The following is a 24,119-nucleotide window of genomic DNA, read 5'->3' as shown; positions in this document are numbered from 1 at the left end:
GCACATTGTGTGAGCTTTTGCGATATTCTGAAAAAAATGAGAATTCAGGCATAACGTCTTTCTCAGATCATAAAAAACATCGCAAACAGGGAACGCATGGAAATCTTCTTCACCATACTGATAATGACCCTCGTGGTCTCGCTGTCCGGGGTGGTCACTCGTGTCATGCCCTTTCAGATCCCGCTTCCGCTTATGCAAATCGCCATCGGTGCGCTACTGGCGTGGCCGACGTTTGGTTTGCATGTGGAGTTTGATCCTGAACTCTTTTTAGTCTTGTTTATCCCGCCGTTGCTGTTCGCTGATGGCTGGAAAACGCCGACCCGTGAATTTCTCGAACATGGTCGAGAGATTTTCGGCCTCGCGCTGGCGCTGGTGGTGGTCACCGTGGTCGGCATTGGCTTCCTTATTTACTGGGTGGTGCCGGGCATTCCGCTGATCCCTGCCTTTGCGCTGGCGGCGGTGCTTTCTCCGACCGATGCTGTGGCGCTCTCCGGGATTGTTGGCGAAGGGCGCATCCCGAAAAAAATCATGGGCATTTTGCAGGGCGAAGCGTTGATGAATGACGCCTCCGGTCTGGTGTCGTTGAAGTTTGCCGTAGCAGTGGCGATGGGGACGATGATCTTCACCGTCGGCGGTGCGACGGTCGAATTTATGAAAGTAGCCATTGGCGGTATTCTCGCCGGTTTTGTGGTGAGCTGGCTGTACGGTCGCTCGCTGCGATTCCTCAGCCGCTGGGGCGGTGATGAACCCGCGACGCAGATCGTCCTGCTGTTCCTGCTGCCATTCGCTTCTTATCTGATTGCCGAACATATTGGCGTTTCCGGCATCCTCGCTGCGGTTGCCGCCGGGATGACCATCACCCGCTCCGGTGTGATGCGCCGTGCGCCGCTGGCAATGCGCCTGCGTGCAAACAGCACCTGGGCGATGCTGGAATTTGTCTTTAACGGCATGGTGTTCCTGCTGTTAGGTCTGCAGCTGCCGGGTATTCTGGAGACGTCGCTGATGGCAGCAGAAATCGACCCTAACGTCGAAATCTGGATGCTGTTTACCAATATTATTCTGATATATGCGGCGCTGATGCTGGTCCGTTTCGGCTGGCTGTGGACGATGAAAAAGTTCAGCAACCGCTTCCTGAAGAAGAAGCCGATGGAGTTTGGTTCGTGGACCACACGAGAAATCCTGATCGCGTCTTTCGCCGGGGTGCGTGGGACGATCACTCTGGCCGGTGTGCTCTCTATCCCGCTGCTCTTGCCGGATGGTAACGTCTTCCCGGCGCGCTATGAGCTGGTGTTCCTGGCGGCTGGCGTCATTCTCTTCTCGCTGTTTGTCGGCGTGGTGATGTTGCCTATTCTGCTACAACACATTGAAGTCGCGGATCATTCGCAACAATTGAAAGAGGAACGTATTGCGCGAGCGGCAACGGCAGAAGTGGCGATTGTGGCGATCCAGAAAATGGAGGAGCGTCTGGCGGCGGATACCGAAGAGAATATCGATAACCAGCTGCTTACGGAGGTCAGTTCTCGCGTCATTGGTAACCTGCGTCGTCGCGCCGATGGACGTAACGACGTTGAAAGTTCCGTGCAGGAAGAGAACCTTGAGCGTCGCTTCCGTCTGGCGGCATTGCGTTCTGAACGTGCTGAACTTTACCACCTGCGCGCCACACGGGAGATCAGCAACGAAACGCTGCAAAAATTACTGCACGATCTCGATTTGCTTGAAGCGTTGCTAATTGAGGAAAATCAGTAAGCCGAAAGCGACGTAACCAGGCCCGAGGTAATCTGAAAAAGGTGCAATCTTTTGCACCTTTAACAGGTTAGCTCGGGCTAACATTCATGATTCTAAAACAAATAAATTATCTCTCTTTTAAAGTCAATTCATTGGCTGTTCTTCGACTTAACCTCAATCTGCATCTTGCATAATATCTGCAGTAATCTTCATAGCGACTGCATGAAGATTATCCTCAGTTTGTGACATGCCAGTATGAGTGGCACAATCTTCTTCAAAGAATTTCTGTAGTGTTACCAGGATATCACTATTAATGGAGATATTTTCCTCACCACGGAGAATGGTAATACCCATTCCCTGGACGCTAGCCTCATCGAAATTAACACGATAGAGACGGATATTAAACATCCAGGCTTTTGTTAAAACAGAACAGTTGAAATGGCAATTGCTTAAATTGGCATTATTAAAATTAACATTAGCCATATTAGAGTCGGTACATATAACCATTTCGAGGAACGTATTTGTTAACCGCGTAAAAAAGAGTTTGCTATCAATTAAGTTTATATTCTGGAGGGTTGCTTTATTCAGGTTGACACGAGACAGATCAGCATGTTCAAAGTTAATTAAATCAAGTTTAGAGAAGCTAAGGTCGGCTCTAAATAAATTAATATATGGCGCTATTACTTTATAAAGATTTACCTCAGCCATGTATGCCATATAAAAATTTGAATAATCAAGGAAGGTATTTTTAATATTGGCTCTATTCATTGTTGCATTGTAGAATTGAACATGCATAGCGGAACATGAATTTAGAGTTCCGTCAGTCATTTTTATCTGAGCGAAATTTGAGTCATCGAGAATACAATTATCAAAAAGTATTTTTTCCATTATGGCGAAATTAAAATTCGTTTTATACATATTACAGTCCTGAAAAATAGCGTTTTGTAGTCTGCAACCTGCAAAATTCGAATTGGATAAATCTTCATCTTTAATCACGATACCTTTCAGGCTAAGGTGTGAAAAATCGTAACCACCATTTACTGTCTGTGGGATTTCGATAGTATTATTATGGACGGTGACATTATTTATAAAATATACCACCTTAATTGACACTTCCTTATCTTTATTAAGGTAAACTCTTCTCGTAATTCTATCGTCACATTTATTATTTGCATGTGAAGCTATATCTATAAAATATTTATGTATTTTCCTGTCCGTTTCTTTCGTGATTTTTCCTGATGGTAAACTATCATAAATTCTTTTCATTTTCTGAATCAAGCCTATCACTTTTTCATGATCATCCATTTTGAAAAGAGAGAGGGCTTTATTGTCAATTAACGTGTTTTTATGATGTTTGCTGTAATTATCTGATTTTGTTTTCTTTGTATGTGATGGACTTGTGACAGAGTGGTTATCGTTAATCAGGCAAAGAGGAAAAAACATATTATTTAAACCATTATAGCGCATAAAATATCCTTATAATTAACAAGAAAGAAAAGGCATATTCTCTGCATTATCATTTTCTACGACTGTCAAAAATCGCTCATTTTTTAATGAGTTTATTTGTTTAATATTATGGGAAAAGGTGATGCATTTGGGAGAGGAAGAGTATTCCCCGGTCAGACGACCGGGGAAGGGGAGAGATTAATGCGCGCGGCCTTGCTCAACGCCAAAGCCGGTCTGGGAGCGGATAAACTGCGCGCGGAACAGTTCACGCTCACGCGCGCCTTCCGCTGAGTTATCGGTTGCCGAGAAGAACCAGATGCCGAGGAATGCCACGGTGATAGAGAACAGCGCCGGGTATTCATACGGGAAGATGGCTTTTTCGTGACCAAGGATCTGTACCCAAATCGTCGAGCCGAGGATCATCAGTACTACTGCGGTAATCAGCCCCAGCCAGCCACCCATCATCGCGCCACGCGTGGTCAGTTTCGACCAGTACATAGAAAGCAGAATGATCGGGAAGTTACAGCTCGCCGCGATGGCAAACGCCAGCCCCACCATAAAGGCGATGTTCTGATTCTCAAACAGCACGCCGAGGATAATCGCAATCACGCCGAGGATCAGTACGGTGATTTTTGATACCCGCAGCTCTTCACGTTCGGTCGCGCCTTTTTTGAAGACGTTAGCGTACAAGTCATGCGAAACCGCGGATGCGCCCGCCAGCGTCAGACCCGCAACCACCGCGAGGATAGTGGCGAAAGCAACCGCTGAAATAAAACCGAGGAACAGGTTGCCGCCCACTGCATTCGCCAGGTGAACGGCCGCCATGTTGTTACCACCAATCAGATGGCCCGCCGCGTCTTTATATTCCGGATTCGCACCAACCAGCATGATCGCGCCGAAGCCGATAATAAAGGTCAGAATATAGAAGTAGCCCATAAACCCGGTGGCGTAGAACACGCTCTTACGTGCTTCGCGGGCATCGCTGACTGTAAAGAAGCGCATCAGAATGTGCGGCAAGCCCGCCGTACCAAACATCAGTCCCAGACCCAGAGAGAGCGCGGAGATCGGATCTTTCACCAGCCCGCCCGGCTTCATGATGTCGACACCTTTCGGGTGTACCGCCATCGCTTCACTGAACAGATTGTTGAAGCTAAAGCCGACGTGTTTCATCACCATAAAGGCCATAAAGCTGGCACCGAACAGCAACAGCACGGCTTTGATAATTTGCACCCAGGTGGTCGCCAGCATGCCGCCGAACAGGACGTACATCATCATCAGCACGCCGACCAGCACCACCGCAATGTGATAGTTAAGGCCAAACAGCAGCTCGATCAGTTTACCTGCGCCCACCATCTGGGCGATAAGGTAAAGCGCCACCACCACCAGAGAACCACAGGCCGAAAGAATACGAATCGGCCCTTGTTTCAGACGGTAAGAGGCCACATCGGCAAAGGTGTAGCGCCCCAGGTTACGCAGACGTTCGGCAATCAGGAACAAAATGATCGGCCAGCCCACCAGGAAGCCCAGCGAGTAAATTAAGCCGTCATAGCCGGAGGTAAACACCAGCGCGGAGATCCCCAAGAATGAGGCGACGGACATATAGTCCCCGGCAATCGCCAGCCCGTTCTGGAAGCCAGTGATATTGCCGCCTGCGGTGTAGTAGTCGCTACGAGAACGTACGCGTTTTGATGCCCAGTAGGTAATGCCGAGCGTAAACACGACGAAAATCAGGAACATAATAATCGCCTGCCAGTTCGTTGGCTGGCGCTCTACGGCCCCGCTAATAGCATCCGCGGCGTTAGCTGCGAAAGGGAGTGTGGCGGCAAGCGCCGTCAGAACTCTTTTCATGATGCTTGTACCTCATGCAGGACTTCATTATTAAGACGGTCGAATTCGCCGTTCGCCCGCCAGATGTAGATACCGGTGAGAACAAAGGAGATCACAATCACTCCAACACCAATTGGAATACCGCGTGTGACGCTGGTGTTCGGATTCAGCGGCGTGCCCAGCCAGCCGGGCGCGAAGGCGATCAGTAAAATAAAGCCGATATAAACTGCCAGCATAATAATCGACAGGATGGTGGCAAACCGTTGCCGTTTTTCGACTAACTCCCTGAAATGCGCATTGTCTTCTATCCGCTGATAAATAGTGCCATTCATCACAGATTCTCCAGAGGTAATGTAAGGATTGTTTTAATTCCCGCTCCCTTATGGGAGAAGGTTAACGCTCGGGTAACCCTTGCCGAATGTAGGCCGGATAAGGCGTTTACGCCGCATCCGGCAATCAATGCCTGATGCGACGCTGTCGCGTCTTATCAGGCCTACAAACCGTTACCGACTCGCATCGGGCAATTGTGGGTTACGATGGCATCGCGATAGCCTGCTTCTCTTCAAGCAGCTTCTCGACTACGCCAGGATCGGCAAGCGTCGAGGTATCGCCCAGGTTGCTGGTATCGCCCGCCGCAATTTTGCGCAGAATACGGCGCATAATTTTGCCGGAGCGGGTTTTAGGCAGGGAGTCGGTCCAGTGCAGCACGTCTGGCGTCGCCAGCGGGCCAATCTCTTTACGCACCCAGTTGCGGACTTCTGCGTACAGTTCTGGTGACGGTTCCTCCCCGTGATTAAGCGTGACGTAGGCGTAGATCGCCTGACCTTTAATATTGTGCGGAATACCTACTACGGCGGCTTCGGCAATCTTCGGATGCGCCACCAGCGCCGACTCAATCTCTGCCGTCCCCAGACGGTGACCGGAGACGTTCAGCACGTCGTCCACACGCCCGGTTATCCAGTAATAGCCATCTTCATCGCGACGCGCGCCGTCGCCGCTGAAATACATATTTTTGAAGGTGGAGAAGTAGGTCTGTTCAAAACGTTCGTGATCGCCAAACAGCGTACGCGCCTGACCCGGCCAGGAGTCGGTGATTACCAGGCTACCTTCGGTGGCCCCCTCCAGCGGGTTACCTTCGTTATCGACCAGCGCCGGTTGCACGCCGAAGAACGGACGTGTTGCCGAACCGGCTTTCAGCTCGGTAGCGCCAGGCAGCGGGGTGATCATGAAACCGCCGGTTTCGGTCTGCCACCAGGTATCGACCACCGGACATTTCTCGTTGCCGATTTTTTTCCAGTACCACTCCCACGCTTCCGGGTTAATTGGCTCGCCCACGGAACCGAGAATGCGCAGCGACGAACGGTCGGTGCCTTCGATCGCTTTATCGCCTTCCGCCATCAGCGCGCGGATCGCCGTGGGTGCGGTATAGAGAATATTGACCTGATGCTTGTCCACCACCTGCGCCATACGGGCAGGCGTCGGCCAGTTGGGTACGCCTTCAAACATCAGCGTGGTCGCACCGCAGGCCAGCGGGCCGTACAGCAAGTAACTGTGTCCGGTCACCCAGCCCACATCGGCGGTGCACCAGTAGATATCACCCGGATGATAATCAAAGACATATTTAAAGGTCAGCGCCGCGTACACCAGATAACCGCCGGTAGTATGCAGCACACCTTTTGGCTTACCGGTAGAACCGGAGGTGTAGAGAATAAACAGCGGATCTTCGGCGTTCATCTCTTCCGCCTGGTGCTGATCGCTCGCTTGCTCAACCAGGTCGTGCCACCACAGGTCGCGCCCTTCCTGCCAGTCAATTTTCCCGCCAGTACGCTTCAGTACCACCACATGCTCTACGCTGGTGACGTTCGGGTTTTTCAGCGCGTCATCAACGTTTTTCTTCAGCGGAATACTGCGCCCGGCACGCACACCTTCGTCGGAAGTGATCACCAGTCGTGAGTTGGAATCAATAATGCGCCCGGCAACGGCTTCCGGCGAGAAGCCGCCGAAAATCACCGAATGCACCGCGCCAATGCGGGCGCAGGCCAGCATCGCAACCGCGGCTTCCGGCACCATCGGCATATAAATCGCCACCACATCACCTTTTTTAATGCCCAGCTCGAGCAGGGTATTGGCGAAGCGGCAGACGTCGCGGTGCAGCTCTTTATAGCTGATATGTTTGCTCTGGCTGGCGTCGTCGCCTTCCCAGATGATGGCGGTACGATCGCCGTTTTCTTGCAGATGGCGGTCAAGGCAGTTTGCCGCCAGATTCAGCGTGCCGTCCTCGTACCATTTAATGGACACATTACCGGGGGCAAAGGAGGTGTTTTTCACCTTCTGGTAAGGTTTGATCCAGTCAAGAATTTTTCCCTGTTCGCCCCAGAAGGTATCAGGTACGTTAATAGATTGTTGATACATCGCCTCGTACTGCTGAGGGTTTATCAGGCAACGGTCTGCGATGTTGGCAGGAATGGTGTGTTTGTGAATTTGGCTCATGCTTTTGTTCTCCTTGTAGGATGTTAATAATATGTGGCATAAGCGTTAAATGTAGGGGTATTGGCAGTTTTGTTTAGTATTTGGGCGACAGATCACGCAAAAGTAGAATTGTGCAAATAAACGGCAGGGTAATTTTTGAAGGTCAGCAACAAAAGTTGATTAATTCTTTGAGGAACATGCAGTTATGCATGCTGTTGAAAAAGAGGAAGATACTGACTAACTCTAAAGTGGTATTTTACATGCACTTACAATTGATTAAAGACAACATTCACAGTGTGGTTATTTGTTACACATAGGGGCGAGCAATGTCATGACAGTGTAGGTGCGGTTACTGTCGTGAAAAACAATAAAAACCGCCATTGCAACAATGGCGCAATTCGGATGAAGCCCCTATGACAAGGATAAAAATAAACGCACGCCGTATCTTCAGCTTATTGATTCCTTTTTTCTTTTTCACTTCTGTTCACGCTGAACAAACGGCTGCTCCCGCAAAACCTGTAACTGTGGAAGCGAAGAATGAAACCTTTGCCCCGCAGCATCCCGATCAATATCTCTCCTGGAAAGCCACCTCGGAACAGTCAGAGCGTGTTGACGCCCTGGCGGAAGATCCACGGCTGGTGATCCTGTGGGCGGGGTATCCCTTCTCGCGCGATTACAACAAGCCGCGTGGACATGCTTTTGCTGTGACCGATGTGCGTGAAACCCTGCGTACCGGTGCGCCGAAAAACGCTGAAGATGGTCCGCTACCGATGGCATGCTGGAGTTGTAAAAGCCCGGATGTGGCGCGTCTGATCCAGAAAGACGGCGAAGATGGCTACTTCCACGGTAAATGGGCGCGCGGCGGTCCGGAAATCGTCAACAACTTAGGTTGTGCCGATTGCCATAACACCGCCTCTCCAGAGTTCGCCAAAGGCAAACCGGAGTTAACCCTTTCCCGTCCGTATGCGGCTCGCGCGATGGAAGCCATTGGTAAACCTTTTGAGAAAGCCGGACGTTTCGACCAGCAATCGATGATTTGCGGTCAGTGCCATGTGGAGTATTACTTCGACGGCAAAAACAAAGCGGTTAAATTCCCGTGGGATGACGGCATGAAAGTCGAAAATATGGAGCAGTATTACGACAAAATTGCCTTCTCTGACTGGACTAACTCCCTGTCGAAAACGCCAATGCTGAAAGCGCAGCACCCGGAATATGAAACCTGGACAGCGGGCATTCACGGTAAAAACAACGTGACCTGTATCGACTGCCATATGCCAAAAGTGCAGAACGCCGAAGGCAAACTCTACACCGACCATAAAATTGGTAATCCGTTTGATAACTTCGCCCAGACTTGTGCGAACTGCCATACCCAGGACAAAGCTGCCTTGCAAAAAGTGGTCGCGGAACGTAAGCAGTCGATTAACGACCTGAAAATCAAGGTTGAAGATCAACTGGTTCACGCTCACTTCGAAGCGAAAGCAGCGCTGGATGCAGGCGCGACGGAAGCTGAAATGAAGCCAATTCAGGACGATATCCGTCATGCCCAGTGGCGCTGGGATCTGGCGATCGCTTCCCACGGCATTCATATGCACGCACCGGAAGAAGGTTTACGGATGCTCGGTACGGCGATGGATAAAGCGGCGGATGCACGCACCAAACTGGCGCGCCTGCTGGCGACCAAAGGCATCACCCATGAAATCCAGATCCCGGATATCTCAACCAAAGAGAAAGCCCAGCAGGCCATTGGCCTGAACATGGAACAAATCAAGGCCGAGAAGCAGGACTTCATCAAAACGGTGATCCCGCAGTGGGAAGAACAGGCACGTAAAAACGGTCTGTTAAGCCAATAACCCCGTTCCGCCTCGCAAGGGGCGGAAAACACAATGGAGTGAATATGAGCGTATTACGTTCGTTATTAACTGCCGGGGTGCTGGCGTCGGGCCTGTTGTGGAGCCTGAACGGAATTACCGCTACCCCTGCGGCGCAGGCATCTGATGATCGCTACGAAGTTACCCAGCAGCGTAACCCGGATGCCGCCTGTCTGGACTGTCATAAACCAGATACCGAAGGTATGCATGGAAAACATGCTTCCGTTATCAACCCGAATAACAAACTGCCGGTCACCTGCACCAACTGTCACGGCCAGCCATCACCGCAACACCGCGAAGGGGTGAAAGATGTGATGCGCTTTAACGAGCCGATGTACAAGGTTGGAGAGCAGAACAGCGTCTGTATGTCCTGTCATCTGCCGGAACAGTTGCAAAAAGCGTTCTGGCCGCACGATGTCCACGTAACCAAAGTGGCGTGCGCCAGCTGCCATTCCCTGCATCCACAGCAAGATACGATGCAGACGTTAAGTGACAAAGGACGGATTAAGATTTGCGTCGATTGCCACAGCGATCAGCGCACCAATCCGAACTTTAACCCGGCGTCTGTTCCGTTGCTTAAGGAGCAGCCATGACCTGGTCTCGTCGCCAGTTTCTCACCGGCGTCGGCGTGCTGGCAGCCGTCAGCGGCACCGCAGGGCGCGTGGTGGCGAAAACGTTGAATATCAATGGGGTGCGTTACGGCATGGTGCATGACGAGTCGTTATGCATCGGCTGTACCGCCTGTATGGATGCTTGTCGGGAAGTGAACAAGGTGCCGGAAGGCGTCTCGCGCCTGACGATTATTCGTAGCGAGCCGCAGGGCGAATTTCCTGATGTGAAATATCGCTTCTTCCGTAAGTCTTGCCAGCACTGCGATCATGCGCCGTGCGTTGACGTCTGCCCGACCGGTGCGTCTTTTCGCGATGCTGCCAGTGGGATTGTCGATGTTAATCCGGATCTCTGCGTCGGTTGTCAGTACTGCATCGCCGCCTGTCCGTACCGCGTGCGCTTTATCCATCCGGTCACGAAGACGGCGGACAAATGCGATTTCTGCCGTAAGACCAATTTGCAGGCCGGTAAGTTGCCCGCGTGCGTTGAAGCTTGCCCGACCAAGGCGCTGACGTTTGGCAATCTGGACGATCCCAACAGTGAGATTTCGCAACTGCTGCGCCAGAAGCCCACTTACCGCTACAAGCTGGCGCTGGGAACCAAACCGAAGCTGTACCGCGTACCGTTTAAATACGGGGAGGTGAGCCAATGACGCAGACTTCCGCATTTCATTTTGAATCGCTGGTGTGGGACTGGCCGATTGCCATCTACCTGTTTTTGATTGGTATTTCTGCTGGTCTGGTGACGCTGGCCGTGCTGTTACGTCGCTTCTACCCGCAGGCGGGCGGTGCAGACAGTACGTTGCTGCGCACCACGCTGATTGTCGGGCCGGGCGCGGTGATCCTCGGTCTGTTGATCCTCGTCTTCCACCTGACAAGACCGTGGACCTTCTGGAAGCTGATGTTCCACTACAGTTTTACCTCGGTGATGTCGATGGGGGTGATGCTGTTTCAGCTCTACATGGTGGTGCTGGTGCTGTGGCTGGCGAAAATCTTTGAACATGATTTGCTTGCCCTGCAACAACGCTGGTTGCCGAAGCTGGGGATCGTGCAAAAGGTTCTGAGCCTGCTGACGCCCGTTCATCGCGGACTGGAAACATTGATGCTGGTGCTGGCGGTGTTGTTGGGGGCTTATACCGGCTTTCTGCTGTCGGCGCTGAAATCGTATCCGTTCCTCAATAACCCGATCCTGCCGGTGCTGTTCCTCTTCTCCGGCATCTCGTCCGGTGCGGCGGTGGCGCTGATCGCCATGGCGATACGCCAACGCAGTAACCCGCATTCCACGGAAGCGCAGTTTGTACACCGTATGGAAATCCCTGTGGTATGGGGTGAAATCTTCCTGCTGGTGGCGTTTTTTGTCGGTCTGGCGCTGGGCGATGACGGTAAAGTTCGTGCGCTGGTGGCGGCATTAGGTGGCGGTTTCTGGACGTGGTGGTTCTGGCTTGGTGTCGCCGGGCTGGGGCTGATTGTGCCAATGCTGCTCAAACCGTGGGTCAATCGCAGTTCCGGCATTCCTGCCGTGCTGGCGGCGTGTGGGGCCAGTCTGGTCGGCGTGTTGATGCTGCGCTTTTTCATTCTCTACGCCGGACAGTTGACGGTGGCGTAAGCCAGAAAAGAGGTGGTTTCTGGACGTATTCCTTCCTGAAGTCGGTTTTCTGGCGTTGTTGTTAAGTCTCGGGGTCAACGTGTTGACCCCGTTGACGGCCTTCGCGGGAGTGCGGTTGCGCTGGCCTGCCATGATGCGACTCACTTGCATCGGCATTCTGGCGCAGTTCGCGCTCCTGCTGCTCGCCTTTGGCGTACTGACGTATTGTTTTCTCATCAGCGATTTCTCGGTCATTTATGTCGCGCAACATAGCTATAGCCTGCTGTCGTGGGAACTCAAGCTGGCAGCGGTGTGGGGCGGCCATGAAGGTTCGCTGCTGCTTTGGGTGCTGCTGCTTTCCGCCTGGAGCGCGCTGTTTGCCTGGCATTATCGGCAGCAAACCGATCCGCTATTTCCGCTGACGTTAGCCGTTTTATCTCTCATGCTCGCCGCACTGCTACTGTTTGTGGTGCTGTGGTCCGATCCCTTCGTGCGGATATTTCCACCAGCAATCGAAGGCCGCGATCTCAATCCGATGCTGCAACATCCCGGTCTTATCTTTCATCCACCGCTGCTTTACCTTGGCTATGGCGGTTTGATGGTAGCGGCGAGCGTGGCGCTGGCGAGTCTACTGCGCGGCGAGTTTGATGGTGCCTGCGCCCGAATTTGCTGGCGCTGGGCGTTACCTGGCTGGAGTGCATTAACGGCGGGGATCATCCTCGGTTCCTGGTGGGCCTACTGCGAACTCGGCTGGGGCGGCTGGTGGTTCTGGGATCCGGTGGAAAACGCCTCTTTATTACCCTGGCTTTCTGCCACTGCGCTGCTGCACAGTTTGTCCCTGACACGCCAGCGGGGGATTTTTTGCCACTGGTCGCTGTTGCTGGCGATAGTTACTCTGATGCTGTCGCTGCTGGGCACCTTAATTGTCCGTTCTGGCATTCTGGTTTCGGTTCATGCGTTCGCGCTGGATAACGTCCGCGCCGTGCCGTTGTTCAGCCTGTTTGCACTGATTAGCCTTGCGTCTCTGGCTCTGTATGGCTGGCGAGCGCGGGACGGTGGCCCGGCGGTGCATTTTTCGGGGTTATCGCGGGAAATGTTAATCCTCGCTACGCTGTTGCTGTTTTGCGCAGTGCTACTGATCGTGCTGGTGGGAACGCTTTATCCGATGATTTACGGCCTGCTGGGCTGGGGACGCCTCTCCGTTGGCGCGCCGTATTTTAACCGCGCGACGTTACCGTTTGGTCTGTTGATGCTGGTGGTGATTGTGCTGGCGACGTTTGTCTCTGGCAAACGCGTGCAGCTTCCGGCGCTGGTAGCTCATGCGGGCGTGCTGTTATTTGCCGCTGGGGTCGTGGTCTCCAGCGTCAGCCGTCAGGAGATCAGCCTGAATTTACAGCCGGGTCAGCAGGTGACGCTGGCAGGATACACCTTCCGTTTTGAGTGCCTCGATCTACAAGCCAAAGGCAATTACACCAGCGAAAAAGCGATAGTGGCACTGTTTGACCATCAGCAACGCATTGGTGAACTGACGCCGGAGCGGCGTTTTTATGAAGCACGCCGTCAACAAATGATGGAACCGTCAATTCGCTGGAACGGCATCCATGACTGGTATGCGGTCATGGGGGAGAAAACTGGGCCGGATCGTTACGCTTTTCGTTTGTATGTACAAAGCGGTGTGCGCTGGATCTGGGGGGGAGGATTGTTGATGATTGCGGGCGCATTGTTAAGCGGATGGCGGGGGAAGAAGCGCGATGAATAAAGGGCTTCTCACGCTACTGCTGTTATTTACCTGTTTTGCGCACGCTCAGGTCGTAGACACCTGGCAATTCGCCAATCCGCAACAACAGCAACAGGCGTTAAATATTGCCAGCCAGTTACGTTGTCCGCAGTGCCAGAATCAAAACTTACTGGAATCCAACGCGCCGGTGGCTGTCAGTATGCGCCATCAGGTTTACAGCATGGTGGCGGAGGGGAAGAACGAAGTCGAAATCATTGGCTGGATGACCGAACGCTACGGAGATTTTGTTCGCTATAACCCACCGTTAACGGGTCAGACGCTGGTGTTATGGGCGCTGCCAGTGGTGTTGTTACTGCTGATGGCACTGATCCTCTGGCGAGTGAGGGCGAAGCGATGAAACAGCCCAAAATACCGGTGAAAATGCTGACAACACTCACGATATTGATGGTATTTCTCTGTGTCGGCAGTTATCTGTTAAGCCCAAAATGGCAGGCGGTACGTGCGGAGTATCAGCGTCAGCGCGATCCGCTACATCAGTTTGCCAGCCAGCAAACCCCGGAAGCGCAGCTTCAGGCATTGCAGGATAAAATCCGCGCTAATCCACAAAACAGCGAACAGTGGGCGTTACTGGGCGAGTACTATCTGTGGCAAAACGATTACAGCAATTCGTTGCTGGCGTACCGTCAGGCGTTGCAACTACGTGGTGAGAACGCTGAACTGTATGCGGCGCTGGCGACGGTGCTTTATTACCAGGCCAGCCAGCATATGACCGCCCAGACTCGCGCAATGATCGACAAAGCCCTCGCGCTGGACAGTAATGAAATCACCGCCCTGATGCTGCTGGCTTCCGATGCGTTTATGCAGGCGAACTACGCGCAAGCCATCGAACTATGGCAAAAAGTGATGGATCTCAACTCACCGCGAGTTAACCGAACACAGCTGGTTGAGTCGATTAATATGGCGAAATTGTTGCAGCGGAGATTGGATTAATCATCTGGTGATGAAGATTATGTCATTGAGCTGCATAAAAAATAATCGAATGAACATATGCCAAAAATAATCACTAATCAGTATTATTGCAGATTAAACAAATAAAAATCTTTCCATAACAAATGGTTATTCATTAATCCTGCCATAAACTCGCGTTATTATGCATTAATGCAGCGAAAAGCTCTGTTGTTAAAGGGTTGCGCAACATACCGCGCAAATGATACTGATCATAAGCGTTAAAAAAATCTACAAACCAACGCAACACAATTCATGCCCTGGCAGTATGTCACGTTCTCGCGTTTCTGAACGGGGAACGGCGCTCCATTGAGGAAGTCATTCATATGAAAAATATAAAATTCAGCCTGGCCTGGCAGATTCTGTTTGCTATGGTGCTGGGCATTCTCCTGGGAAGCTACCTGCACTACCATAGCGACAGCCGCGACTGGCTGGTCGTCAATTTGCTCTCTCCGGCGGGTGATATCTTCATCCATCTGATTAAAATGATTGTTGTGCCGATTGTGATCTCCACGCTGGTGGTGGGTATCGCGGGTGTTGGTGATGCCAAACAGCTCGGGCGTATTGGCGCGAAAACCATTATCTACTTCGAGGTGATCACCACCGTCGCCATCATTTTGGGGATCACTCTGGCGAACGTCTTCCAGCCCGGTGCCGGGGTGGATATGTCGCAGTTGGCGACCGTCGATATCTCGAAATATCAGAGCACTACGGAAGCGGTACAAAGCAGTTCCCACGGCATTATGGGCACGATTTTGTCGCTGGTGCCGACGAACATTGTGGCGTCGATGGCGAAAGGCGAAATGCTGCCGATCATCTTTTTCTCGGTGCTGTTTGGTCTGGGGCTTTCTTCCCTGCCCGCGACGCATCGTGAACCGCTGGTGACCGTGTTCCGCTCCATCTCTGAAACCATGTTTAAAGTGACTCACATGGTGATGCGTTATGCACCGGTGGGTGTGTTTGCGCTGATTGCGGTGACGGTGGCTAACTTTGGTTTCTCGTCTCTGTGGCCACTGGCGAAACTGGTGCTGCTGGTGCATTTCGCCATTCTGTTCTTCGCGCTGGTAGTGCTGGGAATTGTGGCGCGCCTGTGCGGGTTAAGCGTCTGGATCCTGATTCGTATTCTGAAAGATGAGCTGATTCTGGCGTACTCCACTGCCAGCTCTGAAAGCGTGCTGCCGCGAATTATTGAGAAGATGGAAGCCTACGGAGCACCGGTGTCGATCACCAGTTTCGTGGTGCCGACCGGTTACTCTTTTAACCTTGATGGTTCGACGCTGTATCAAAGTATTGCCGCTATCTTCATCGCGCAGTTGTATGGCATTGACCTGTCCATCTGGCAGGAAATCATTCTGGTGCTGACGCTGATGGTGACCTCGAAAGGGATTGCTGGCGTGCCTGGCGTGTCGTTTGTGGTGTTGCTGGCAACGCTGGGTAGCGTAGGTATTCCGCTGGAAGGTCTGGCGTTTATTGCTGGTGTTGACCGTATCCTCGACATGGCGCGTACTGCGCTGAACGTGGTGGGTAATGCGCTGGCGGTGCTGGTGATTGCCAAGTGGGAACACAAATTTGACCGTAAGAAAGCGCTGGCTTATGAGCGTGAAGTGCTGGGCAAATTTGATAAAACTGCGGATCAATAATTGAAGATTGCCGGGGATATCCACCCGGCAATGTGTGAATGCCTGATGCGACGCTTGCCGCGTCTTATCAGGCCTACGCCAGACAGCGCAATAGCCTGATTTAGCGTGATTTTGTAGGTCGGATAAGGCGTTTATGCCGCATCCGACATCAACGCCTGATGCGACGCTTAACGCGTCTTATCAGGCCTACGCCAGACAGCGCAATAGCCTGATTTAGCGTGATTTTGTAGGTCGGATAAGGCGTTTACGCCGCATCCGACATCAACGCCTGATGCGACGCTTGCCGCGTCTTATCAGGCCTACGCCAGACAGCGCAATAGCCTGATTTAGCGTGATTTTGTAGGTCGGATAAGGCGTTTATGCCGCATCCGACATCAACGCCTGATGCGACGCTTAACGCGTCTTATCAGGCCTACGCCAGACAGCGCAATAGCCTGATTTAGCGTGATTTTGTAGGTCGGATAAGGCGTTTACGCCGCATCCGACATCAATGCCTGATGCGACGCTTGCCGCGTCTTATCAAGCCTATCTTAACCGTTGGTTAATTTTTCAAACTCTTCACACCCGGTATCAAACCCTTCCATACAGCTCAGGTTCAACCAGTGCAGCGCCTTTTGCTTGTTCTTCTCGATAAAACCTTCTTCACCGTTTAAGAACATCATTCCCGCCCAGTACTCGGAATAACCGGTTCGGGAAATTGCAGAGCTGCGTTTGAAATACCAGGTTGCCTTGTCATCGTCGGCCTTAATGCCCACGCCGTTGGCGTAAATCAAACCAAGCAGCATTTGGGCATCGACGGCAGAGTCGTTCTCCAGATCTTCCGAGGCGTTTTCTAACAGCGAAATTGCCTTTGGATAATCCGGTTTACCCGCTTGAGTATTTACCAGAATATGCGCCAGCGTTACTTCACCTTCTTTACTGCCCGCTTGCGCCGCTTTCTCTGCAAGAACTTTTGCTTGTGGATAGTCCAGACTGACCGGATTGGTGATTTTGATCTGCGCCAGCAGCGCGCAGGCATCAGCATCACCGCTGTCGGCGGCTTTCTGTGCCCAATATTCGGCTTTGCTCAAATCGCCGGAGCTAAACCAGCTGTCGGCAAGAAAATATTGTGCGCGTCGGTCCCCGGCCTCTGCTGCCTTTAAATACTGGCTGCCAGGCTCGGAGTCGTTGGCGTGGGCAAAGAATGTCAAAAACAACATCAATGCGATAATTTTTTTCATTTTGATAATACGATTGGGTAGGGAGTAACCAGTATAAAGAGTTCGAATGGATAAAAAAACAGCCTCCGAAAGGAGGCTGTAGAAAGGACGGTATTACGCCAGTGCCGCTTCGCGCAGGCGAGTTTTCAACTTGTTGTACTCGTCAATCACGTACTGCTCGGCGGCGCGCTGATCGGCGATCGGCTCGACGCGAACGGCGCAGTATTTGTACTCCGGCGTTTTCGTAATCGGGCTTAAGTTTTCGGTAACCAGCTCGTTACAGGCACCAATCCACCACTGGTAGGTCATGTAAATCGCCCCTTTGTTCGGACGATCGCTGACCTGCGCACGGGTGATAATTTTGCCTTTACGCGAGTGCACCCAAACCAATGCCTCATCTTCAATACCCAGACGTTTGGCGTCTTCGGTATTGATTTGTGCGTAGCCAGGTTCATCAGCCAGCGCCGCCAGTGCCGCACAGTTACCGGTCATCGAACGGCAAGAGTAGTGACCAACTTCACGCACCGTTGACAGTACCATCGGGTACTCGTCGGTGAGTTTGTCGATTGGCGCTACCCAGTCGCAGGTGAAGAACTGCGCCAGACCGTTCGGGGTATCAAACTTCTCTTTAAACAGATAAGAAGTCCCCTGATCGGCATCTGAAGTATCGCGGCAAGACCACTGAATGAAGCCCAGTTCGCCCATTTTCTCGTAAGTCGCACCGTAGAAATCCGGGCACAGATGACGCAACTCATCCCAGATCTCCTGGGTGTTGTTGTAGTGCATCGGATAACCCATACGGGTGGCGATTTCACTGATGATTTGCCAGTCCGTTTTCAGATCCCATTTCGGTTCAACCGCCTTGAAGAAACGCTGGAAGCCACGGTCAGCCGCAGTAAACACGCCTTCATGCTCGCCCCACGACGTTGACGGTAAAATAACATCCGCCGCCGACGCGGTTTTGGTCATAAAGATGTCCTGAACGATAACCAGTTCCAGATCTTCAAAGGCTTTACGTACTGCCGACAGCTCCGCGTCAGTTTGTAGCGGATCTTCGCCCATAATGTACGCGGCACGCACTTCGCCATGCGCTGCGCGGTGCGGCAGCTCGCTGATGCGATAGCCGGTATGCGCTGGCAGGCTTTCCACGCCCCAGGCTTTGGCGAATTTCTCGCGGTTAGCCGGATCTTTCACGTACTGGTATCCCGGATACGTATCCGGCAGCGCGCCCATATCGCAGGCACCCTGAACGTTGTTCTGACCACGAACCGGGTTAACACCCGCATGCGGCTTACCAAGGTTACCGGTCAGCATCGCGAGGCTGGTCAGAGAACGCACGGTTTCCACGCCCTGGTAGAACTGGGTTACACCCATGCCCCACAGGATGGCGGCGCTTTTCGCCTGGGCATACATCCGTGCCGCCTGACGAATCTCACTGGCGCTGACGCCGGTGATATCTTCAACCGACTCCGGCGTGTAGCCTTCAACGATTTTACGATACTCTTCAAAGCCTTCTGTACGTGAAGCGACGAACGCTTTGTCGTACAGATTTTCTTCAATAATGACATGGCCCATCGCATTCAACAGCGCGATGTTCGAGCCGTTTTTCAGTGCAATGTGCATGTCAGCAATGCGCGCGGTTTCAATTTTGCGCGGATCGCAGACGATAATTTTCGCCCCGTTACGTTTAGCGTTAATTACGTGATTCGCCACGATTGGGTGGGAATCCGCCGGGTTGTACCCGAAAACGAACACTAAATCGGTATTATCAATTTCGTTAATAGCATTGCTCATTGCGCCATTACCGACCGATTGGTGCAGACCTGCAACCGATGGGCCGTGTCAGACACGAGCGCAGCAGTCAACGTTATTGGTACCAATAACGGCGCGCGCAAATTTTTGCATTACATAGTTGGTTTCGTTACCCGTACCACGCGAGGAGCCGGTCGTCTGGATGGCATCCGGACCGTACTTCTCTTTGATGGCGCTCAGGCGCTCGGCAACGTAATTCAGTGCCTCATCCCAGGAAACAGGTTCGAGTTTGCCGCCACGCTGGCGACGGATCATGGGGGTTTTCAGGCGCGGGGTCAGGATCTGGGTATCGTTAATGAAGTCCCAGCCATAATAACCCTTCAGACACAGGGTACCCTGGTTGGTTTTCCCCTGCGCTGCCTCCGCCCGGACGATTTTGCCGTTATCGACGACCAGGTTGATTTTGCAACCTGATGCGCAATAGGGGCAAACCGTGACGACTTTTTTCATCGGTCTCGCTCCAGTTAATCAAATCACGCATACGCGCTCTCGACTACAGTATGCATCTTTTATGCCACATTTTATGTGGGGTCATTCCCTGATATTACGGGCACTATTTATTCAAAACTCTGACGAAAAACAGGCTGTCGTCAGTTTTGACGTGACGAAACGAAATACCGCGTGACAGCCATCACGCGGCAGACATTTTATTTTTTCTCGACGACGGGACCTGCCTGATACCCGCCGCCCAGCGATTTCATCAACTGAATGCTTTGGATCACCCGGCGGCTGTCCAGCATCAGTAATGACATCTCTTCGGCAAGCACTGGCAACCGGGCTTCGGTGGCCTGTAAGCGGCTGGTTAAGCCGCGCTGATAGGCGGCCTCGGCAGCGCGCTGGGTAAAGCGCGTGGCTTCCACGCGTTCAGCCTGCATTTCTCGCTCGTCGTTGAGCGTTTGCAGACGCGTGCCGTTGACGGCAACGTCACGCACCGCGTTCAGTACTGACTGGTTGTAACGTTCAATCATCATGTTGCTGGCGGCGCGCGTGCCTTCGAGATTGGCATTCAACCGTCCACCGTCAAACAGCGGCAATTTCAGACCCGGGATGAAGTTGAACTGGCGACTGGTTTTTTTGAATAAGGTATGCAGATGGATGGAGTCCAGACCGAAAAACGCTTTGATATCAAAGCTCGGATAGAACAACGCCCGCGCGGAATCCACCTGATCTAATGACGCCTGAACATACCAGCGCATGGCTTGCAGATCCGGGCGTCTGGCGAGCAACTCATAAGAGAGTGTCGCCGGAATGCCGGTCTGGACTTGCGGTAATGCCACCGGTCTGATCTCCGGCATATCGCTGGCTCCCGCGCCAATCAATGCACGCAGAGATTCTCGCGTTTCGGTGATTTGCCCTTTGACGGCAACAATTTGTTTATCGACCGCCAGAATCTGTGCCCGCGCGCCGTGGAAAGGCACTTGCGCTTCCAGACCGTGCGCCACTTTACTCTGGTGCGCTTTCACCGCGTAATCAATCACATCGTGAGTTTGTTCTAACAGATCGAGCATCTGATAGCTGGCCTGCATACTGTAATAAAGCTGCGCTACGCCCGTGGCCAGCGATAGCTCTACTGCTGCGGTTTCTGCCAGCGCGGCATTATGCGCGCCAATGGCGGCGGCAACCGCTGAGCGATGCACACCCCACAAATCAAGATCCAGTCCGGCAAACAAACCTACTGTGGCTTCCGTATAGTACGGCCCGTCCATACCCAGTGCTGGCGCATCCATTGAATAAGGGCTTAAAAAGCCGTTCGCCGAGACACGTTGGCGGTTGAGCATCCCTAACGCTGCGACCTGTAATTGTGAACCGGCATCTAACAAATCGGCCTGGGACTGCGCTTTTTCTTCCCGCAGTTTCGCTTCGGCGAGGGTGTGTGAACCACTTAGCGTCCGTTGGATCAGCGCATCCAGCTGCGGGTCATTGAGTTGTTTCCACCACTGCGCCTGCGGCCAGCCGGAGCTGGCAAGATGAATATCGTCGGCCAGTTTGATTTGTTCCGGTTTGAGCTGTTGATGAGGTGCAGAATCCTTACGTACCAGGGCACAGCCGGAAATCAGCGTCGTGCTGCCGAGAATGCTGCACAACAGCAGACGTGAAAGTTGACGATTGATCATTGCGTGGCTCCTTGTGCCTGTTCCGTGGCGGGCGTTAATGCCGGGGCTGTCCAGTCTGGCAAGCGGGCGAAAAGCTGGCAGACGTGTTGCTCCTGTTTTAATAAGGTGGGCAGGATGGCCTGAGAGGCGGGTGTCTCTTCAAGCGTTATTTGAGGAGAACGGCTGAGTGCGGTTGCCAGACCGGCAGCGTATTTCTCCAGGGCGTCGGCAAACTGACCTGCTCTGTCCGGCTGTAGTGCGTTATCCAGCGCCTGCGCCGAGTTCCAGGTGGCATCCCAGGCGTGAAGAAGATCGCGGCCCTGACGAATAACCGTTTGCGAACGTTCAATCAGTAATGCGCGTTCTTCGCTGTCCAGTTGACGCTCCAGCGCCACGCGTTGGCACATCTCTTCACAGGCATTAAACGCCGCATGCAGACCGATACGAATTTGCAGATAAGTGCGCAGAGCCGTGACTTCCTGCTGGCGTGGGATCCGCATTACTTTACTTAACATACCCAGCGTGCCAGCCAGTTTTTGCGGCAGTGTGCGCGCTTCACTTTCAGGCCAGACAAAGGTGTAAATCACCGCGGACACCACGGTACCAATGATGATACCCAGGGCGCGATCGCGAATTTCCACCAGGTCGTACACTGGGCCAAAAACGTTTTCGAGCGTGGCGAGCGCGAAGGTGACCACCATCTGTGTGCCGATATAAGAAGAGCGTTCAGAGCTGGTGGCAATCCATGCGCCCAACAGGAAAATCGGTGCCAGCACAAACAGCAATTCGACAATATTGTCCAGCCAGGGCATGACCAGTAGCGTGAATAACAGCGCCAGAATCGCGCCGCAAAAGGCCCCGCCAAAACGCAGCACCATCTTCTGGTACGACGAACCGACATTTGGGTTAGCGACGATCACGCATGTCAGCATACAGGTGTGAATGCCTTCCCAGTCCACGCCGCTGTAAAAGGTGTAACAGATCAAACAGGCGAGCAGCGTTTTTACCGCGTAGCGCATATAGTCTGGATTGGTAAAAGCATCGGCGGCCATTGATGGCGGTTTGGCTGCGGGCGTTGGCGGCGTATTCGGGTCCATCTGACCCAGTTGTAACAACGTCTGGCAGATATTCTCCAGGTTACATTCCCGTGCCGCCATCGCTTCACTTTCACTGATCCGCCAGTCGCTTTGCCAGCACTGACCTTCAGCAACGGCATGCTGCAGCTTGTTGATTTCTGAAGCTAATTTTTGTCGGAATTCAATAATTGCCTGAGAATCAGCAAAAGAGGTGGGATCGTAGCGATTCAGCGTCGAGTAAATGTAGGTTACCGTTGCCACGCAGCTTTGCCACCATGCGTTTTGAGTTCGCCAGTTGGCATCGTCCGCGAGGCAAAAGACATTGAGTTTTTGTAGCGCCAGCGCCTCTCTTTCAATCCGCGTTTCGGGTAGCGGTGCGAGGCTGTCTGTCAGGTGACTAATGGCATCATCAAGCCGATCATTAAGCGCCTGATGCATTTGCGAAATGGCACGACTGGGAAACCACAGCACGCCGATTAACGTCATCAGCAAGGTTGGATAGAGGCCAACAACGATACACCACAGCGTTAAGCGCACGACCACTTCCGGATAGTCGAGCATGGCGGGGAAGGTTTGCCCGTAAATAGCGACAATGGCGACGGCGAAAAAGACCAGCCCCAAGCGATGGGTGCGCATCAAAAACATGCAGCCCATCAGGATCGGTCCGGCGATGATCAATCGGATCAACGGTTCGCCGTATGACCATTTGTAGATCAAAAACAGGCTGCCGATCTCCAGCACCGTGGCAACCACAAACAAGATCGCGACAAATTTGGTGTAAAACGCGTTCGACTGAATACCGTAAAACAGCACTGCCAGCGATAACGCCACAAAAGGGATCTCAAAGGTCATCGAGATCAGAATCACCAGCAGGCAGCCTACCCAGAGTTGCACGGTCTGCGGCACGCGACCTGGTCGCCGCTCGCTTAACTCTTCATGAAAGAACGCCAGCAGCCTGACCACCGGTAATGGCAGGGAGTTGAGCGCGCTCATTATTGCGGCTCAAGATTAGCGACTGCCGAAGCGCCGATGCGGAACATTTCCGGGTCAGGTTTATCGACCATGATTTTGACCGGAAAACGCTGGGCAACGCGGACCCAGTTAATAGAACGAGACACTTTCGGCAGGCCGCCCAGCACCAGGCCGCCGTCATCCGGTAGCACGCCGTAGCCAATCGAATCCACTTTACCCTCGAAGGTTTTGCCGCTGTCACTCATCAGGCGAATCGTTGCGGGTGTACCTGAGCGAATATTTTTCAGATCGGTTTCGCGGAAGTTGGCGATCACATACCAGTGACGAGTGTCGATTAGGGTAAAAATAGGGCGCATGGCAGAAGCAAATTGCCCGACGGAGGTTTTGAGGGAAATGACCCGGCCATCAAACGGCGCGCGAACGGTCGCCATTTCCAGATGCAGTTTGGTCAGGGCAATATCCGCTTCGACCGCCGCACGCTGGGCAACTAATGCATCCACGCCGCTGACGGCGCTGGCGGCTGACTGCGCCTGTAACAATACGGCATTAAGATCCGCTTCTGCGGCGCGCTGCGCCGTTCTTGCACGGTCAACATCTTCCGCTGAGACAAAACCTTCTTTCAGTAATGGCTCGGTGCGGCGTAATGTATCTGTGGCCTGTTTCGCGGCGGCACGGGCTTTTTCTACCGTGGCATTAACCGAGTCGGCACCAAACTGTTGCGCGTCAACGCTACGCTGGGTGAGCATAATTTGCTTATCCAGCGCCGCGAGGGAGGCTTCAGCTTTCGCCAGATTGGCTTCGTACGGGCGCGGGTCGATGCGGAACAGCAAATCGCCCTGTTTGACTGCCTGGTTGTCGGTGACCGCCAGTTCTACAATGCGGCCGCTGACTTCCGGTACCACATCAATGGTATCTGCTGACGCGTAAGCGTCATTAGTTGATGGCGCACTGTCTACGCGCCAGATAACGAAAACAAGGGCAACCAGCGCCAACGCAACCACTAACAGAGCAGGGAATTTACTGCGAGGAGCTTTTTTCGGCGTACTTTCCATGAGC

18 protein-coding genes are annotated in these 24,119 nt (G+C 52.8%); 9 read left to right on the top strand and 9 right to left on the bottom strand.

What is annotated here, in order from left to right; translation table 11 throughout:
- The first annotated feature begins 96 nt into the window (after window positions 1-96).
- On the top strand, window positions 97-1,746 hold the full coding sequence (locus KXD89_RS20435; RefSeq protein ID WP_001698763.1) for a Na+/H+ antiporter: 1,650 nt from the start codon (window positions 97-99) through the stop codon (window positions 1,744-1,746).
- A 153-nt stretch (window positions 1,747-1,899) separates the two neighbouring features.
- Here the strand turns inward: KXD89_RS20435 and espX5 are convergent, their stop codons facing one another.
- From espX5 to acs, 4 genes are all read right to left on the bottom strand, one after another.
- Window positions 1,900-3,192 carry a T3SS effector pentapeptide repeat protein EspX5 gene (espX5, locus tag KXD89_RS20430; protein WP_001270094.1) on the bottom strand — a complete coding sequence of 431 codons (1,293 nt, stop codon included), beginning with the start codon at window positions 3,190-3,192 and terminating at the stop codon, window positions 1,900-1,902.
- A 177-nt stretch (window positions 3,193-3,369) separates the two neighbouring features.
- A complete protein-coding gene (actP, locus tag KXD89_RS20425; protein ID WP_001698765.1) occupies window positions 3,370-5,019 on the bottom strand; it encodes a cation/acetate symporter ActP in 1,650 nt (549 codons plus the stop codon).
- Window positions 5,016-5,330 carry a DUF485 domain-containing protein gene (locus tag KXD89_RS20420; RefSeq protein ID WP_001014565.1) on the bottom strand — a complete coding sequence of 105 codons (315 nt, stop codon included), beginning with the start codon at window positions 5,328-5,330 and terminating at the stop codon, window positions 5,016-5,018. The genes actP and KXD89_RS20420 overlap by 4 nt, the downstream gene beginning before the upstream one ends.
- A gap of 199 nt (window positions 5,331-5,529) precedes the next feature.
- Complete coding sequence (acs, locus tag KXD89_RS20415) at window positions 5,530-7,488, bottom strand: acetate--CoA ligase (protein ID WP_000078239.1); 1,959 nt, start codon at window positions 7,486-7,488, stop codon at window positions 5,530-5,532.
- A gap of 392 nt (window positions 7,489-7,880) precedes the next feature.
- On the opposite strand from acs, the gene nrfA reads away from it, so the two are divergent.
- From nrfA to gltP, 8 genes are all read left to right on the top strand, one after another.
- A complete protein-coding gene (gene nrfA / locus KXD89_RS20410; RefSeq protein WP_001776060.1) occupies window positions 7,881-9,317 on the top strand; it encodes an ammonia-forming nitrite reductase cytochrome c552 subunit in 1,437 nt (478 codons plus the stop codon).
- Window positions 9,318-9,361: 44 nt separating this feature from the next.
- Window positions 9,362-9,928 carry a cytochrome c nitrite reductase pentaheme subunit gene (nrfB, locus tag KXD89_RS20405; protein WP_001295391.1) on the top strand — a complete coding sequence of 189 codons (567 nt, stop codon included), beginning with the start codon at window positions 9,362-9,364 and terminating at the stop codon, window positions 9,926-9,928.
- Window positions 9,925-10,596 carry a cytochrome c nitrite reductase Fe-S protein gene (gene nrfC, locus KXD89_RS20400; protein ID WP_000220281.1) on the top strand — a complete coding sequence of 224 codons (672 nt, stop codon included), beginning with the start codon at window positions 9,925-9,927 and terminating at the stop codon, window positions 10,594-10,596. Before nrfB ends, nrfC begins: the two co-directional genes overlap by 4 nt.
- Window positions 10,593-11,549, top strand: a complete 957-nt coding sequence (gene nrfD, locus KXD89_RS20395) for a cytochrome c nitrite reductase subunit NrfD (RefSeq protein WP_000195171.1) — start codon at window positions 10,593-10,595, stop codon at window positions 11,547-11,549. The genes nrfC and nrfD overlap by 4 nt, the downstream gene beginning before the upstream one ends.
- Before the next feature lie 19 nt (window positions 11,550-11,568).
- A complete protein-coding gene (locus KXD89_RS20390; RefSeq protein ID WP_071524917.1) occupies window positions 11,569-13,287 on the top strand; it encodes a heme lyase CcmF/NrfE family subunit in 1,719 nt (572 codons plus the stop codon).
- The gene (gene nrfF, locus KXD89_RS20385) at window positions 13,280-13,663 is read left to right on the top strand and encodes a heme lyase NrfEFG subunit NrfF (RefSeq protein WP_001032531.1); all 384 of its coding nucleotides are present in this window, start codon (window positions 13,280-13,282) and stop codon (window positions 13,661-13,663) included. The genes KXD89_RS20390 and nrfF overlap by 8 nt, the downstream gene beginning before the upstream one ends.
- Complete coding sequence (gene nrfG / locus KXD89_RS20380) at window positions 13,660-14,256, top strand: heme lyase NrfEFG subunit NrfG (protein WP_000812896.1); 597 nt, start codon at window positions 13,660-13,662, stop codon at window positions 14,254-14,256. The genes nrfF and nrfG overlap by 4 nt, the downstream gene beginning before the upstream one ends.
- Window positions 14,257-14,597: 341 nt before the next feature.
- Window positions 14,598-15,911, top strand: coding sequence for a glutamate/aspartate:proton symporter GltP (gene gltP, locus KXD89_RS20375; protein WP_000789592.1), 1,314 nt, complete (start codon window positions 14,598-14,600; stop codon window positions 15,909-15,911).
- A gap of 530 nt (window positions 15,912-16,441) precedes the next feature.
- Here gltP and yjcO read toward each other — a convergent pair.
- The 5 genes from yjcO to mdtN all read right to left on the bottom strand — a co-directional run bounded on the left by yjcO (window position 16,442) and on the right by mdtN (window position 24,115).
- Window positions 16,442-17,131: a Sel1 family TPR-like repeat protein YjcO gene (gene yjcO / locus KXD89_RS20370; RefSeq protein WP_000719886.1), complete on the bottom strand. Its 690-nt coding sequence runs from the start codon at window positions 17,129-17,131 to the stop codon at window positions 16,442-16,444.
- Between the two features lie 93 nt (window positions 17,132-17,224).
- A complete protein-coding gene (gene fdhF / locus KXD89_RS20365; RefSeq protein WP_077634049.1) occupies window positions 17,225-19,372 on the bottom strand; it encodes a formate dehydrogenase subunit alpha in 2,148 nt (715 codons plus the stop codon).
- A 197-nt stretch (window positions 19,373-19,569) separates the two neighbouring features.
- Window positions 19,570-21,036: a multidrug efflux transporter outer membrane subunit MdtP gene (gene mdtP, locus KXD89_RS20360; RefSeq protein ID WP_000610601.1), complete on the bottom strand. Its 1,467-nt coding sequence runs from the start codon at window positions 21,034-21,036 to the stop codon at window positions 19,570-19,572.
- Window positions 21,033-23,084 carry a multidrug efflux transporter permease subunit MdtO gene (gene mdtO / locus KXD89_RS20355; protein ID WP_001275207.1) on the bottom strand — a complete coding sequence of 684 codons (2,052 nt, stop codon included), beginning with the start codon at window positions 23,082-23,084 and terminating at the stop codon, window positions 21,033-21,035. The genes mdtP and mdtO overlap by 4 nt, the downstream gene beginning before the upstream one ends.
- On the bottom strand, window positions 23,084-24,115 hold the full coding sequence (gene mdtN, locus KXD89_RS20350; RefSeq protein ID WP_000446378.1) for a multidrug efflux transporter periplasmic adaptor subunit MdtN: 1,032 nt from the start codon (window positions 24,113-24,115) through the stop codon (window positions 23,084-23,086). Before mdtN ends, mdtO begins: the two co-directional genes overlap by 1 nt.
- Window positions 24,116-24,119 lie beyond the last annotated feature (4 nt).

The organism is Escherichia sp. TC-EC600-tetX4 (assembly GCF_019356055.1).
Lineage (GTDB): Bacteria > Pseudomonadota > Gammaproteobacteria > Enterobacterales > Enterobacteriaceae.
Note: the sequence above shows the minus strand (reverse complement) of the source record. Positions and strands in the feature narration are given on the sequence as shown.